This window comes from Streptomyces himastatinicus ATCC 53653 (assembly GCF_000158915.1).
Lineage (GTDB): Bacteria > Actinomycetota > Actinomycetes > Streptomycetales > Streptomycetaceae > Streptomyces > Streptomyces himastatinicus.
Genome location: NZ_GG657754.1, coordinates 5,998,444 through 6,010,948, shown reverse-complemented (window position 1 = coordinate 6,010,948; position 12,505 = coordinate 5,998,444). Strand labels below are relative to the sequence as shown.

The window sequence follows — 12,505 nt, the reverse complement described above, 5'->3', positions numbered from 1 at the left end:
CCAGTATGGGCACCCGGGCGCGTACCTCCACGCGGGGGGCCACCGCCCGTAAGGCGGCGGTGCTTTCGCCGTCCGCCACGCCTGCGGGTACTTTCGCAGACGTGCCGATCTCTTCGAACACCTTCCCGTCGCGAAGCGCCGCCGCGCCGCAGGCCATCACCGCCGCCCTGCTGCTGTCCGCCCTGTTGTCCCCCCTGCTCGCCTCCCCCGCACTCGCCGCCGACGACCCGGGCGGCGCCAAGGGGGCCGAGGCCGCGAAGCCTCCCGCCCGGATGTCCACGGTGGGCGGGGCGCGGCTCGGCCGACCCGGCACCCAGGTGGATCCGAAAGCGGGGCGCGCCCGCGCTGCCGAAGGAGCTGAGCGGTAAGTCCTGGATGGTCGCGGACGCCGAGTCGGGCGAGGTGCTGGCCTCGCACAACGCCCACTGGCGGCTGCCGCCCGCGAGCACCCTGAAGATGCTGTTCGCGGACACCGTGCTGCCGAAGTTCCCCAAGACGCAGAAGCACACGGTGCGGGCGTCCGACCTGGCCGGGATGGGCGCGGGAAGCAGCCTGGTGGGGGTGAAGGAGAACCTCGACTACACGGTGCACGACCTGTGGCTGGGCGTCTTCCTGCGCTCGGGCAACGACGCGGTGCACGTCCTGTCCGCGATGAACGGCGGCGTCCCGGCGACCGTGCGGGACATGCAGGCGAAGGCCAAGAAGCTGAACGCGCTGGACACCCATGTCGTCACGCCGGACGGCTATGACGAGGACGGCCAGTACAGCAGCGCGTACGACCTGACGCTGTTCGCCCGGTCCGGACTACAGAACGCGGACTTCCGGGAGTACTGCGCGACGTCGACCGCCCAGTTCCCGGGGGAATACAAAAAGAACAAAAAGGGCAAGAAGGTCCGCATGAGCTTCGGGATCCAGAACACCGACCGCCTGCTGACCGGCATCGACATCAAGCCCTACAAGGGTCTGGCGGGCGTCAAGAACGGCTATACGAGCAAGGCGGGCTCCACCTTCACCGGGGTGGCCCAGCGCGGCAAGCGGGTGCTGCTGGTCACGGTCATGAACCCGCAGAAGTCGGAGCCCTACGGGGTCTACAAGGAGACGGCGAAGCTGTTCGACTGGGGGTTCGACGCGGCCGACTCGGTGAATCCCGTCGGCACCCTCGTCCGCCCCGGACCGGCGGGCCTGAACCAGAGCCACGCCTCGGCGGACGGCAAGAAGAACGGGGACGAGCACACCCAGGCGTCCGTCTCGGGCGGTGACTCGGGCGGCATGTGGACGGCGGCCGGGATCGCGGCCGGTTCGCTGGCCGTGCTGGGCGCGGTGGCGTACGCGGTGCACCGCCGCTGGCCGCGCCGGGGGTGAACGTCACGCCGCCGAGCGGCCGGGCCCCTCGGCCCGGCCGTTCGGCCCGAGCGCCGTGGTGTCGTCGGGCTGATCGGGTTCATCGGGCTCGGCGGTCTTCTCGCCCGTCTCCTCGGCGGCCGATCCGGTGGCGGTCCAGGCGGCGCAGTACAGCGTGAGCTTGGCGGTGAAGTTGATCCACAGCAGCAGCGCGATGGGCACGCCGAACGCCCCGTACATGCTCTTGGCCGCCACGCCCCGCAGATAGCTGCTCAGCAGCAGCTTCAGCAGTTCGAAGCCGATCGCGCCGATGAGCGCCGCGACCACAACCCTCCGGCGCGGCGGCTCGACCCTGGGCAGCCAGGTCAGGACGTAGCACAGCAGCAGGAAGTCGGCGGCGACGGCGATCAGGAACGCGGCGATCCACAGCAGCCAGCCGCCCACCCCGTTCTCGGGGATCTGGAGGAGCTGCGTCATCCGGTGGACGACGGTGACGGCGAGCGTCGAGACCGCGAACGAGGCGAGGGCGACGCCGCCCAGGCCGATGAGCACCAGGCCGTCCTTGAGCCTGCGCGTCACGAGATTCCCGGGGTCCTCCTCCAGCTCCCAGACGGCGCGCAGGCATTCGCGCAGCGAGCCCACCCAGCCGATGCCGGTGAACAGCAGCAGGGCGCCCGCGACGATCCCGATGGTCGCGGCGTTCTGGATCAGGCCGCTCAGATCGAGCTGACCGGAGATGCCGGGGATCTGCTGGGCGAGCTTCCGCTGGAGCTGATGCATCTGCGACTCGGTGAGCGTCGCGGCGCCGATGGCCGCCCCCACGGTGACGAGGGGGAAGAAGGCGAGGAAGCTGATGAAGGTGATCGCGGCCGCCAGGCGGGACCAGTGGACGCGTTGCAGCCGTTCGTAGGAACGCCAGGCGTGGGTGCGCATCACCCGGGTGAGGGCGGGGCCGATGAGCGGCAAGCGGGTCAGCCAGTCCATGATCAACAACTACCCTTCCGCCGATTTTTACTCCTCGGCGGCGGGTTCCCGTTTCTCCGCTACTCCACGACTTTTGCTACTCCATTCCGCCGATCGCTTCCTCGGGCTTCCCCTCGCGCTTCCCCTCGGGCTTTGTCGGGCTTCGTCGGGCTTCGTCGGACGGAGCCGGGAGTCACCAGGGAGAGGGCGCGGCCGGGCGGGTGAGATCGACCTGACGGGGCACCACGGGCGAGGCCGCCTCGGGCTGTTCGCCGGATCCGCCCCGGCCGAAGGGGTACTCGCGGTCGAGCCGCCACACCCCGTCCGAGCCCTGCTCGTAGAGCGCGAAGCCGTTGATCGTCCAGGCCGCCTCGAAGTCCTTCAGCTCCGCGAACGCCCGGTCCATCGCCTCCTCGTCGATCCCGTGCGCGACGGTGACGTGCGGGTGGTACGGGAACAGCAGCTCACGGGCGCACGGCCCGTGCGCCGCCCGGATCCGCTCCTGTAGCAGCATGCATTCCTCCGCGCCTTCGACGATCTTGACGAAGACGACGGGAGAGATCGGGCGGAACGTGCCCGTCCCCTCCAACCGCATCGGGAACGGCCGCCCCTCCGCCGCGACCTGGGCCAGATACTCCTCGACGGCGGGCAGCGCCGCGGCGTCGACCTCGGTCGGTGGCAGGAGGGTGACGTGCGTGGGAATGCCATGAGCGGCCGGGTCCCCGAAGCCCGCGCGCCGCTCCTGGAGGAAGCTGCCGTACGGCTCCGGGACCGCGATCGAAACGCCGAGCGTTACGGTCCCCACTGCGTTCTCCCTCCTGGCCCTCCCGGGCTGCTGGGCTTCAGTCCGCTGCACCGGTGCCAGTGTGGCGGCTGTGCCGCCTTCGCGGCTAGATTCCTCGATTCTTCGGCACTCGGGCCGAAGAACCCCCTGGTCAGGGGTGGGCCGCTGTACACTCCCTCGGCGACCGCCGGGGCGCCGCGCGTCATGGAGGCCCAACGGAAGGCCCACCGGGACGCCCGACGCGCGGCCCACCGGGACGCTCAACGCGCCGCGGGCAGGAACCCCACCTTGTCGTAGGCGAGCGCCAGCGTCTCGGCGGCGACGGCACGAGCCTTGTCCGCGCCCTTGGCCAGGATTCCGTCCAACGTCCCCGGGTCGCCCAGGTATTCCTGGGTCCGCTCGCGGAACGGCGTCACCCACTCGACCAGCACCTCGGCCAGGTCGGTCTTGAGCGCGCCGTACCCCTTGCCCTCGTACTTCCCCTCCAACTCCTTGATGGAGTCGCCGGTGAGGGTGGAGTAGATGGTCAGCAGATTGCTGACGCCGGGCTTCTTCTCCTCGTCGAAGCGGATCTCGGTCTCCAGGTCGGTGACCGCGCTCTTGATCTTCTTCGCGGAGACCTTCGGCTCGTCGAGGAGGTTGACGATGCCCTTGGGCGTGGAGGCCGACTTGCTCATCTTGACCGTCGGGTCCTGGAGGTCGTAGATCTTCCCGGTCTCCTTGACGATGTACGCGTCGGGAACGGTGAAGGTCTCGCCGAAGCGGCCGTTGAAACGGTCCGCGAGGTCGCGGGTCAGCTCGATGTGCTGGCGCTGGTCCTCGCCGACGGGGACGTGGTTGGCCTGGTAGAGCAGGATGTCGGCGACCTGGAGGATCGGGTACGTGAAGAGGCCGACGGTCGAACGGTCGGCGCCCTGCTTGGCCGACTTGTCCTTGAACTGGGTCATGCGGGAGGCCTCGCCGAAGCCGGTGAGGCAGTTCATCACCCAGCCGAGCTGGGCGTGCTCGGGCACATGGCTCTGGATGAAGAGCGTGCAGCGGTCCGGGTCGAGACCGGAGGCGAGCAGCTGGGCTGCGGCGAGCCGACTGTTGGCTCGCAGCTCCGCCGGATCCTGCGGAACGGTGATCGCGTGCAGGTCGACCACGGTGTAGAACGCGTCGTGGGTCTCCTGTAGCGCGACGTACTGCCGGATCGCACCGAGGTAGTTCCCGAGGTGGAAGGAGCCTGCGGTGGGCTGGATACCGGAGAGCGCACGGGGACGATCAAGGGCCATGCCACCCATTCTCTCAGGTGTGGAACCGGACTCGGTCCGCCGGTGTATCAAAGGTGTGAGGACTCGTGAGGGGGCGCGGGAGGGGGACCTCGTCGCGCGGGACGAAACGCAGGACGAAGCAGGGTTCGTGGAGGCAGGGCCTGACGCGGGCGTGATCGCTCGGGTGCGGGCCGGGGAGACCGGGGCCTATGCCGAGCTGGTGCGTGCCCACACGCCGATAGCGCTGCGCACCGCCGCGCTGATGGGCGCGGGTGCGGACGCCGAGGATGTGGTGCAGGACGCCTTCGTGAAGGCGTATCTCGCCCTGGGCACCTTCAAGGACGACGCGGCGTTCCGGCCGTGGCTGCTGCGGATCGTCGCCAATCAGACGCGGAACGCGGTGCGCTCGGCGCGTCGGCAGCAGATGGTGGTCGACCGCGAAGGGGCCATGGCCGGAGTCGATCCGGCGATACCGGAGAGCGCGGATCCGGCGGCCATGGCGCTCGCGGACGAGCGGCGGGCGCGGCTGATGGCCGCGCTGGAGGAGCTGAGCGAGCCGCAGCGGTGGGTGGTCATCTACCGCTATCTGCTGGATCTGGACGAGGGGGAGACCGCGGCGGCCCTGGGCTGGCCGCGCGGCACGGTGAAGTCGCGGCTGAGCCGCGCGCTGCGGCGGCTGGAGCTGCTGCTGGAGGCGGACGAGGCGGTCCGGCCCGGTGAGGGATCGGGGCGGGCAGAGCAGGCACGGCAGGCAGGGCAGGGAGTGCGGGGAGGCATAGGGGATGGACGGGGAAGGGCTGCCCGGCGAGCTGCGGGCGCTCGGGCGCGCGCTGGAGGGGCCACCGCCCGCCGACCCGGGGGACGGCCCCCAGGGGGAGGACCCCCGAGGGGACAGCGCGTCGTCGGCAATCAGGTCGTCGGCAGGCAGGACGCCGGCAGGCAGGACGCCGGCAGGCAGGTCGCCGTCGGCCGACGGCGAGACGATGGCCGAGCGGGTGCTGGCCCAGATCGTCGGGATGATCGCGGGGGCGCCGGATCGCGCGGTGCCGACCTGGCCCGGCGGCCGGATCCGGGAGGAGCAGTGGTGGCGGGAGCTGCCCGGGCTTGAGGCCGGGCAGGGGCCCACCGGCGCCCCCGGCCGGTCGGGGGACCGGCGGCGCGCCGGGCCGACCTCGGCCCGGCGGCCCCGGCCGTGACGGTTCCCGCTCGGCTCGCCAGTCACGGTGGGCACCCCCACCCTGGGTGGTGTCCCCCTGGGTGGTGTCGCAGCCCCTCGGTGTTACAGAACGGAGGACGTCTTGACCTCGACCGAACGCCCCTCGGAGCACGCCATCGCGGCCGCAGAGGCCCACAGCGCGCACAACTACCATCCGCTTCCGGTCGTCGTCGCCTCCGCCGAGGGGGCGTGGATGACCGATGTCGAAGGCCGCCGGTATCTGGATCTGCTCGCCGGATATTCCGCGCTCAACTTCGGGCACCACAACCGGCGGCTGATCGACGCAGCCAAGGCGCAGCTGGAGCGGGTCACGCTCACCTCGCGCGCGTTCCATCACGACCGGTTCGCCGCCTTCTGCGCTGAGCTGGCCGAGCTGTGCGGGATGGAGACGGTGCTGCCCATGAACACCGGCGCGGAGGCGATCGAGACGGCGATCAAGACCGCCCGCAAATGGGGCTACCGGGTCAAGGGCGTGCCGGACGGGCGGGCCAGGATCATCGTCGCGGACAACAACTTCCACGGCCGCACGACCACGATCATCAGCTTTTCCACCGATCCGGAGGCCCGCGCGGACCACGGCCCGTACACGCCGGGGTTCGACATCGTGCCGTACGGCGACCTGGCCGCCATGGAGGCGGCGCTCGACGCCGGGCCCGAGGGGACGGTCGCCGTGCTGCTGGAGCCCATCCAGGGCGAGGCGGGGGTGCTGGTGCCGCCGCCCGGCTATCTGGCCGGGGTGCGCGAGCTGACCCGGGCGCGGGGCGTGCTGTTGATCGCCGATGAGATCCAGTCGGGCCTGGGCCGCACCGGGAAGACCTTCGCCTGTGAACACGAGGGTGTCGTTCCGGACGTCTATGTGCTGGGCAAGGCGCTGGGCGGCGGGGTGGTGCCGGTGTCGGCGGTGGTGTCGTCCGCCGAGGTGCTGGGCGTCCACCGCCCCGGCGAGCACGGCTCGACCTTCGGCGGCAATCCGCTCGCCTGCGCGGTCGCGCTGGAGGTGATCGCCATGCTGCGGACCGGGGAGTTCCAGGGGCGGGCCGCGGAGCTGGGCGAGCACCTGCACCGGGAGCTGGCGCATATGGCGGGCGGCGGCGCGGTGGAGGCGGTCCGGGGGCGCGGGCTGTGGGCCGGGGTGGACATCGAACCGTCACGCGGCACCGGGCGGCAGATCTCCGAGCGGCTGATGGACCGCGGGGTGCTGGTCAAGGACACCCATGGGTCCACCATCCGCATCGCACCGCCGCTGGTGATCGGCAAGGAGGATCTCGACTGGGGCCTGGACCAGCTCAGGGCGGTGCTGGCGGAATGACCGCAGGCGTCGCGTTGCTCGCGTTACCCGCGCTGCTCACCTTGCTCGTGTTACTCCTGTTGCCGTGGCGCCGCTCAAAGGATCACGTGCGGTATGAAGCGCGCGTACTCGTCCGTGATCAGCCCGGCCGACTCCCGGATGCCGAGCCCCGCCGGTTCGTCCTCCACCACCCACGCGCCGAGGACCACCCGATTGCCGTCCACATCGGGCAGCGGTGCCAACTCCTGGTAGCAGCAGGGCTCGTCACGGATGACGGGCTCCGCGCCCGGCTGGTGCACGGTGACGCCCGCGCCCTCCCGGCCGAGCAGCGGCTTGGCCACGTAGCCGGTGGTGCGGGCGAGTTCGCGGGGACCGTCGAGGTAGGCGGGCAGCAGGTTGGGGTGGCCGGGGAACAGCTCCCACAGGATGGCCAGCAGCGCCTTGTTGGACAGCAGCATCTTCCAGGCGGGCTCGATCCACAGGGTGGAGCCGGTGCCGCCGCCGTTGTCGATCGTGTCCAGCACATGGGCGCCGAACCGGTCGGTGACCAGCCACTCCCAGGGGTAGAGCTTGAAGCAGGCGCGGATGAAGCGGTGCCGCAGGTCCACGAAGCGGCCGGAGAGCCGTTCCCAGCCGATGTCCTCCATGGAGATCGCCTCGGTCCGCAGCCCCGCCTGTTCGGCCGTCTCCCGCAGGTAGGCGACGGTCATCAGATCCTCGCCCAGCTCGTCCCCGGCCGAGTGGGCGAAGTACAGGGGCACGCCCGGCGGCAGCAGGGCGGCCTGCTTCCGCCAGGCGTCGACCAGCCGCTCGTGCAGCGAGTTCCACTGGTCGGCGCCGGGGAAGCGGTCCTCCATCCAGAACCACTGGGCGCTCGCCGCCTCCACCAGCGAGGTGGGCGTGTCCGCGTTGTACTCCAGCAGCTTCGCCGGGCCCGGGCCCCCGTCGTACCGCAGGTCGAACCGGCCGTAGAGGCTGGGCTGTTCGGCCCGCCGGTGCCAGGACTCGGCGACCAGCCCGGCCACCCGCGGATCCTCGATGCCGAGGTCGGCGAAGCGGTCGTGGTCGACGATGTGGGCGGCCGCCTCCAGACACATCCGGTGCAGCTCCTCGACCACCTCCTCCAGGGCCTCGACCTCGGGCAGCGTGAAGGCGTAGTAGGCGCTCTCGTCCCAGTACGGGCGCAGCGAGTCGTCCGGGTAGCGGGTCAGCGGGTAGATGACCCCCTGTTCCTCGACCGTGGCCTGCCAGTCGGGGCGGGGGTCGGTGATGTGACGCTTCATCGGGTCGTCGTCCGGTCAGCCGCCGCCGGATCCCGAGCAGCCGAAGCCGCCGCGGTCGGCGGCCTGGCTCTTGCTGAAGGTGCCGTAGTCCGCCCAGCGTCCGTCGACGTCGGCGTCGTAGTACCAGTCGCCGTCGACCCGCTTGGTGGTGCCGCGGCTGCTCTTCTTCTTGCCGCCCGTGGAGCCCGAAGAGCCGTTGCAGGCACTGGAGTCGACGATGCGGTAGCCCCTGGCGAAGTCGTAGCTGTCCCGGTCGACACAGCGCTTGTCGGGCTCCGACCCGCAGGAGGTGAGGGCCGCCGCGAGGGCACCCATACCGCCCAGGATCACCGTGCTCGACCGCAGCCGTCGTGGGCCTTTCCGTTCCATTGGTCCTGCTCCCCCGTTCGTTGGTCCGCCCACCCTAGGGGGCGTTATCGCACAAGTGAACGCCGGGGGTGGGGAGCGGCCCGCTCAGGGCAGCACCCGGCACAGCGCGTCCAGGGCGCCCGCGAAGGCATGATCGGGCGGCGCCCCATAGGCGAAGACCAGTTCGTCCGGCTCGGGTCCGCCCTCTCCCGGCGCGCCGTCCTCGCGGTACCGGTAGCGGTTCAGGGCCCTCCATGGCCAGGCCCTGCCAGGCCGCGCCCTGGAAGAACGGAGCGGCACGGTGCCCGGCGGCAGTTCGAGCACCGCGTGCAGTCCGGCCCGCGATGCCCGTGACGCGCACCCGCGGGGCGCGTTCGGCCAGCGCCGCCACCAGCTGGTCGCGGCGCCGCTGGTAGCGCAGCCGCATCCCGCGCACATGGCGGTCGTACGCGCCGGAGGCGATGAACTCCGCGAGCGTCAGCTGATCCAGCGCCCCCGACTGCCACTCCCCCGTCTGCTTGACCGCCAGCAGCCGGTCCAGCAGATGATCCGGCACCACCATCCAGGCCAGCCGCAGCGCGGGCGCCAGGCTCTTGCTCGCCGTGCCCAGATAGACGACGCGTTCCGGGTCCAGCCCCTGGAGCGCGCCCACCGGCTGGCGGTCGTAGCGGAATTCGCCGTCGTAGTCGTCCTCCAGCACCAGCCCGTCGGTCCGGGACGCCCAGTCGACCACGGCGGCCCGCCGGTCGGGGTCCAGGGCGACGCCGGTGGGGAACTGGTGCGCGGGGGTGAGCAGCGCGGCGCGTACGTCGGTGAGGCGGTCCAGTTCGCCGGTGCGGGCGCCCCGCCCGTCGACCGGCAGCGGCACGGTGCGCAGTCCGCTGCGGCGCAGCACGCTCCAGTGGAGGTCGAGTCCGTAGGACTCGACGGCGATCGCGCGGTGGCCGTCCCTGTGCAGCGCGCGGCTGAGCAGGGCCAGTCCCTGGATGAACCCGGAGCAGACCACGATCCGTTCGGGCGCGGCCCGCACCCCGCGGGCGCGCGCGAGATAGTCGGACAGGACCCGGCGCAGTTCCGGCCGCCCGCTGGGGTCGCCGTAGTTGAAGGCGTCGCTCGGGGCCGCGGTGAGGGCGCGCCGGGCGGCGGACAGCCACGCGGAGCGGGGGAAGGAGGAGACGTCGGGCGATCCGGCCCGCAGGTCGTACGCCGGGCGGGTGGCGGCCACCGCGGCGGCCGGTGGGGTGCGCGGCGGTGCGGGTTCGGGCGGGACGACGCGCCGGGCGACCCGGGTGCCGGAGCCCTGCCGGGCGGTGAGCCAGCCCTCGGCGACGAGTTCGCCGTAGGCGTCGGCCACCGTGTTGCGGGCGATGCCGAGGTCGGCGGCGAGGGTGCGGGAGGAGGGCAGCCGGGTGCCGGGGGCGAGGCGGCCGCTGCGTACGGCGTCGCGCAGGGAGCGGATGAGCGCGGCCCGCACCCCGGTGGTTCCGCCCCGCGGCAGGTCCAGATGCAGATCGGCGCCCAGCCCGCCCGGCCGTGCGGCCCCGGACCCGGCATCGGAACTCGCCTGCGCGGACCCGGCCCCGGAACTCGCCCGCGCGGACCCGGAAGTGGGCTTTCCGGGCCCGGAAGTGGCCCACGAATCCTCCATGGGATTGGACCATACCCCTGGGCTGATGAGGTTCTAGCGTGGGCCGCATGACGACATCGGAGAGCACCTCGCCGCACGGTCCCCGGATGAGCTTCGCGCACGCGGCCCCCGCGGTCTACAAGGCCATGATCCAGCTGGACGCGGCGGCGCGTCAGGGTCTGGAGCCGTCGCTGACGGAGCTGGTCAAGATCCGCGCCTCGCAGATCAACCACTGTGCGTTCTGCATCGACATGCACATCAAGGACGCCCGGGCGGCGGGCGAGTCCGAGGAGCGGATCTATCTGCTCAACGCCTGGGAGGAGGCGGCCGGTGTCTACACCGAGAAGGAGCAGGCCGCGCTCGCCCTGACCGAGGCGGTCACCGTCCTGCCCGAGGGTGTCTCGGACGAGGTTTACGACCGGGCCGCCAAGCACTTCGAGGAGCAGGAGCTGGCCCAGCTCATCGCGCTCATCTTCACCATCAACGCCTGGAACCGGATCGGGGTGACCACCCGCAAGGTCCCGGGTTCCTACAAGCCGACCGCGGGCTGAGAACGAGGGGGATCCATGACGACCAGCGCCACGGCCGAGGCCAGGGCGTTCCGGGCGATGCACCACGGCCGGGACGCGGAGACACCGCTCGTACTGCCCGGACCCTGGGACGCCGGTTCGGCCCGCGCCTTCGTGGACGCGGGCTTCCCGGCGCTGGCGACGCCGAGCGCCGGGATCGCGGCGTCGCTGGGCTTCCAGGACGGCCACACACCGGCCGAGGAGATGTTCGCCGCGGTGGCCCGGATCGTCCGGGCCGTGGAGGTGCCGGTGTCGGCGGACCTGGAGAGCGGCTACGGCCTCGACGCCAAGGAGCTGGTCGAACGGCTGCTGGAGACCGGGGCGGTGGGCTGCAACCTGGAGGACTCCGACGGGCTGACCAAGCAGCTGACCGACCCGCGGGAGCAGGCCGACCGGCTGGCGGCGGTGCGGGCCGAGGCGGGCGACGGCCTGGTGATCAACGCCCGCATCGACACGTTCGCCCGCGGCGAGTTCGCCCAGGGCGGGCCCGAGGACACCGAGCGCGCGGCCGAGGCGGCGATCGAGCGCGGGCGGGCGTATGCGGCGGCGGGCGCGGACTGCGTCTACCCGATCTTCGCGCCGCCGGAGCTGCTGCCCCGGCTCGCGGCCGCCATCGGCATACCGGTCAACGCGTCGGCCTTCGCACCGGACGGCCCCTCGCCCGCCGAGCTGGGGCGGCTCGGCGCCACCCGCGTCACCTTCGGCCCCCGGCTCTACCGCGCGACGATGACCGCCGCGCGGGACCTGGCCGGACAGCTGGGCCCCGCGCCGTCCACCCCATGAGGGGGACGGGGCGGGGCCCGGCCGGGTGACGCCTTCAGGGCATCTCTATCACGAGGCGTCTAGCGCAGCCACGGCTTCCAGACGTCCGGGTGCGCCTTGACCCACTTCGCGGCCGCGTCCTGTGCCGACATCCCGTCCGAGGCGATCAGCTCGGACACCTGGTTCTGGTCCTTCTTGGTCCAGTGGAACTTCTTCAGGAAGGCGGCGGCCTTGCCGCCCTCCTTGGCGAAGTCCGCGTTGAGGTACTTCTGGAGCGGGGTGGTCGGGTAGGCGCAGTCGATGGAGTCGGGGTCCTTCTCACCCTTGGACGCACACTTGTCCGTGTACTTGGGCAGCTTCACCTCTTCCATCGGCACCTGGTTGAACAGCCACTGCGGCTCGTACCAGTACGACAGGAAGGGCTTCTTCTGCTTGGCGAACTGCTTGAGCTGGGTGATCTGGGCGGATTCCGAACCGGCGAAGACGATCTGGTAATTCAGATCCAGGTTCTTCACCAGCGCCTTGTCATTGGTGACATAGGACGGGGAGCCGTCCAGCAGCTGGCCCTTCCCACCGCTTTCCGCGGTCTTGAAGGTCTTGGCGTACTTGTTGAGGTTCTTCCAGTTCAGGACGTCCGGATGCTTGTCGGCGAAGTACTTCGGCACCCACCAGCCGATGTGGCCGGTGACGCCGAGGCCGCCGCCCGACGCGATCGTCTTCTTGTCCTTGACGTAGCGCTGTTCCTGCTCCGGGTGACCCCAGTCCTCCAGGATCGCGTCCACCCGGCCCTGGCTGAGCGCGTCCCACGCCGGAATCTCGTCCACCTGGACGGTGTCGACGTGGTAGCCCAGCTCATGCTCCAGCAGGTACTGGGCGACGGCCACGTTGGCCTGTGCGCCGACCCAGGACTGGACGGAGAGCGTCACGCTCTTCGCGCCGCCCACATTGGCGTACGGCGAGGACTGCTTGGACATGTCCGCCGCGCCGCAGCCGGTCGCCGTGAGCAGGGCCGTGACCCCGGTGGCGGCCATCAGCAGCTGCCGACGGCGAGGGTTATGGGCCGTAGCCATC

At 71.3% G+C, this 12,505-nt stretch carries 9 protein-coding genes and 3 pseudogenes; 5 read left to right on the top strand and 7 right to left on the bottom strand.

What is annotated here, in order from left to right; all coding sequences use genetic code 11:
- Positions 1-5: 5 nt before the first annotated feature.
- Positions 6-1,362: pseudogene (locus tag SSOG_RS25580) on the top strand (D-alanyl-D-alanine carboxypeptidase family protein).
- A gap of 3 nt (positions 1,363-1,365) precedes the next feature.
- Here the strand turns inward: SSOG_RS25580 and SSOG_RS25575 are convergent.
- The 3 genes from SSOG_RS25575 to trpS all read right to left on the bottom strand — a co-directional run bounded on the left by SSOG_RS25575 (position 1,366) and on the right by trpS (position 4,362).
- Positions 1,366-2,325, bottom strand: coding sequence for a YihY/virulence factor BrkB family protein (locus SSOG_RS25575; RefSeq protein ID WP_078510398.1), 960 nt, complete (start codon positions 2,323-2,325; stop codon positions 1,366-1,368).
- 172 nt (positions 2,326-2,497) lie between these two features.
- Positions 2,498-3,109: a 2'-5' RNA ligase family protein gene (locus tag SSOG_RS25570; protein WP_009717146.1), complete on the bottom strand. Its 612-nt coding sequence runs from the start codon at positions 3,107-3,109 to the stop codon at positions 2,498-2,500.
- Positions 3,110-3,348: 239 nt separating this feature from the next.
- Positions 3,349-4,362 (bottom strand): tryptophan--tRNA ligase, encoded by a 1,014-nt coding sequence (gene trpS, locus SSOG_RS25565; protein WP_009717145.1) that lies wholly within the window; start codon positions 4,360-4,362, stop codon positions 3,349-3,351.
- A 55-nt stretch (positions 4,363-4,417) separates the two neighbouring features.
- Here trpS and SSOG_RS56295 point away from each other — a divergent pair.
- Both SSOG_RS56295 and rocD read left to right on the top strand, forming a co-directional pair.
- Positions 4,418-5,080 (top strand): annotated as a pseudogene (locus SSOG_RS56295) (RNA polymerase sigma factor); the annotation flags it as partial.
- A gap of 559 nt (positions 5,081-5,639) precedes the next feature.
- On the top strand, positions 5,640-6,866 hold the full coding sequence (rocD, locus tag SSOG_RS25555) for an ornithine--oxo-acid transaminase (protein WP_009717143.1): 1,227 nt from the start codon (positions 5,640-5,642) through the stop codon (positions 6,864-6,866).
- 74 nt (positions 6,867-6,940) lie between these two features.
- Here rocD and SSOG_RS25550 read toward each other — a convergent pair whose 3' ends face one another.
- The 3 genes and pseudogenes from SSOG_RS25550 to pdxR all read right to left on the bottom strand — a co-directional run bounded on the left by SSOG_RS25550 (position 6,941) and on the right by pdxR (position 10,124).
- Positions 6,941-8,128, bottom strand: a complete 1,188-nt coding sequence (locus SSOG_RS25550; protein WP_009717142.1) for a glutathionylspermidine synthase family protein — start codon at positions 8,126-8,128, stop codon at positions 6,941-6,943.
- A gap of 15 nt (positions 8,129-8,143) precedes the next feature.
- Positions 8,144-8,497, bottom strand: coding sequence for a hypothetical protein (locus SSOG_RS25545; RefSeq protein ID WP_039938681.1), 354 nt, complete (start codon positions 8,495-8,497; stop codon positions 8,144-8,146).
- A gap of 84 nt (positions 8,498-8,581) precedes the next feature.
- A pseudogene (gene pdxR, locus SSOG_RS25540) lies at positions 8,582-10,124 on the bottom strand (MocR-like pyridoxine biosynthesis transcription factor PdxR).
- A 47-nt stretch (positions 10,125-10,171) separates the two neighbouring features.
- Between pdxR and SSOG_RS25535 the strand changes: the two are divergent.
- Positions 10,172-10,654 (top strand): carboxymuconolactone decarboxylase family protein, encoded by a 483-nt coding sequence (locus SSOG_RS25535; RefSeq protein ID WP_039941690.1) that lies wholly within the window; start codon positions 10,172-10,174, stop codon positions 10,652-10,654.
- Positions 10,655-10,669: 15 nt separating this feature from the next.
- Positions 10,670-11,455, top strand: coding sequence for an isocitrate lyase/PEP mutase family protein (locus SSOG_RS25530; protein WP_009717138.1), 786 nt, complete (start codon positions 10,670-10,672; stop codon positions 11,453-11,455).
- Positions 11,456-11,514: 59 nt separating this feature from the next.
- Here SSOG_RS25530 and SSOG_RS25525 read toward each other — a convergent pair whose 3' ends face one another.
- Positions 11,515-12,504, bottom strand: coding sequence for an ABC transporter substrate-binding protein (locus SSOG_RS25525; protein ID WP_009717137.1), 990 nt, complete (start codon positions 12,502-12,504; stop codon positions 11,515-11,517).
- Position 12,505 lies beyond the last annotated feature (1 nt).